We start from the raw sequence: 1,990 nt of genomic DNA, 5'->3' as shown, positions 1-1,990 counted from the left end.
CAACGGCTGTCTGGATCAACCCACCAAAGCAAACGGAGTAAAACCAAGCTTAAAGTTCAATCGCCACTGTCTCAAAGTCGTTGACACGTTCCGCCCGGTCAGCTTGTCGGCGAACGGATCGAGCTTACTTTGCCGCTCCGGCGTCGTGAACTGCGGCTCGATCGTGCCCGCGTTCAAATATTTGGTGATGGTGTTGCGCGACATGCCCGTGCGACGCGCGATCTCGCGGGTCGATAGTTTCTCGCGCAGTGCCATACGTCGAATGATGTTCAAAAGTCCCATGTGTATCACTCCAATGTCCCCCATTGCGCATCGCGCTGGAGGAAAGGTCACATGGCTCAAATCTCAGTGGAAATTATCTGCTTACCCGGCTCACTTCTGCGTGGAAATCTACACTATCAACGCAGGGGGCGGTGATTGGTGCCTGGCGCTGAAAGGCAATCAGGAGTCCCTTCTGTCAGACGCCCGCGGCTGTTTCAGCAATCTGAAGGATGGCCACCCCGTGGCCAGCTCCGTGGACACGGCCCATGGTCGCAAAGAGACCCGGACCGGCGTAGTCGTATCGGCTAAAGCATTGGGTGAATATCATGAATTTCCCGGTCTCAAAGGGTTCGCCAAGATTGATGCAACCCGAGATACCGGAGGCAAAGTGACCTCCCAGACACGGTATTTTGCCTTATCCTGGATGCCGACACCCGAGGTCTTGCTCGCCACGGTGCGCGACCACTGGGCCATCGAAAACGCTTTGCATTGGCAGCTTGACGTCTCGTTCCGCGAAGACGCCGCACGCAACCGAAAGGACAACGGACCGGGCAACATCGCCGTGCTGCTGTCAACGGCGCGCTCTGGATGTCGTCCGACGCGACACATCCAAAGGCTCTCTCAGCATCAAACTCAAGCGAGCTGGCTGGGACGAGGCATTCTTATGTAGCGTTCTCAATGGGTTGTAAGAAGCAGGATGCCAAACGCGATTGCCCTGACCTCGCTGGGACGATTCACGGCATTAGAGCATCAGGCGCAAAGCTGCCCCCAAAGTCGATGCGACCAGCAAGATTCTGATGATGCCCCAGTGCAGCCGGAACGCCAGAAAACAGCTCAGGAGAAACAGCGCCAGAGCAAGCCATTCAATCGTTGCAACGTCTGGTCGCCAAAGTGTCACTGGTCCCAACTGTTGACGACTCACAGTGGTAAACAGAACATGCAAGGCGAACCAGATCGACAGGTTGAGGATCACACCGACAACCGCCGCTGTAATCGCCTTAAGCGCACCTTTCAGCCGTGGTTGGCTTGAGATCCATTCAATGTAAGGCGCACCCGCGAATATCCATAGAAAGCATGGTGCGAAAGTCACCCAGAGTGCCACCAAAGCAGCGGCCAACCCGAGGAGAAGACCGCCTTCTTTGAACCCCGCCAAGAAGCCCACAAATTGTGTCACGAGGATCAGCGGGCCGGGTGTTGTTTCGGCCAAGCCCAAGGCGTCGACCATTTCCCCTGCGGTCAACCATCCGAACTGCACCACGACATCCTGAGCCATATAGGCAAGAACCGCGTAGGCACCGCCGAACGTAACGATGGCAAGGGTGGAAAAGAAGCTTCCCACGTCTGCAAGGATCTCTGGCGCTCCTAGCAATGTCATCGCGAACAGCGGCAGTAGCCAGATAGCCAGCCAACTGACGATTGTGACCAAAGTTTTACGGACCGATACATGCGCCATATCGACAACGCGTTGCTCTTCTTGTGTGGTTCCCAAGAACCACCCGAAAAGACCAGCCATCAATACGATCAGGGGATAGGGGATAGAGAAAAAGAATATCCCGATAAAGGCAAAACCCGCTATTATCCAATGCAATTTCTGCGAAAGGGCTTTTTTTGCTACCCGCAAAAGCGCCTCGACCACAATTACCAAAACCGCAGCCTTGATGCCATAGAACAGCGCTTCCACCAGAGGCACGTTTCGGCTCTGTTGCACAAATCCGAGAGGGATTCATGT

Annotated in this window: 2 protein-coding genes and 1 pseudogene; 1 reads left to right on the top strand and 2 read right to left on the bottom strand. The window is 55.1% G+C overall.

Features of this window, described 5'->3' with window-relative positions:
* Nucleotides 1-93 precede the first annotated feature (93 nt).
* Nucleotides 94-291, bottom strand: a pseudogene (locus BMX16_RS18135) (winged helix-turn-helix transcriptional regulator); the annotation flags it as partial.
* On the opposite strand from BMX16_RS18135, the gene BMX16_RS17140 reads away from it, so the two are divergent.
* The gene (locus tag BMX16_RS17140) at nt 203-931 is read left to right on the top strand and encodes an ISAs1 family transposase (protein WP_342707838.1); all 729 of its coding nucleotides are present in this window, start codon (nt 203-205) and stop codon (nt 929-931) included. The pseudogene BMX16_RS18135 and the gene BMX16_RS17140 overlap by 89 nt on opposite strands.
* A gap of 72 nt (nt 932-1,003) precedes the next feature.
* Here BMX16_RS17140 and BMX16_RS17135 read toward each other — a convergent pair whose 3' ends face one another.
* Complete coding sequence (locus tag BMX16_RS17135; protein WP_342707837.1) at nt 1,004-1,969, bottom strand: chromate transporter; 966 nt, start codon at nt 1,967-1,969, stop codon at nt 1,004-1,006.
* Nucleotides 1,970-1,990: the final 21 nt, after the last annotated feature.

Origin of the sequence: Loktanella fryxellensis (assembly GCF_900110065.1) — a bacterium.
Classification (GTDB): domain Bacteria; phylum Pseudomonadota; class Alphaproteobacteria; order Rhodobacterales; family Rhodobacteraceae; genus Loktanella; species Loktanella fryxellensis.
Note: the sequence above shows the minus strand (reverse complement) of the source record. Positions and strands in the feature narration are given on the sequence as shown.

Excerpts from the sequence above, each read along its gene's own strand:
- BMX16_RS17140 (WP_342707838.1), top strand. The coding sequence starts at position 203 with ATGCCCGTGCGACGCGCGATCTCGCGGGTCGATAGTTTCTCGCGCAGT.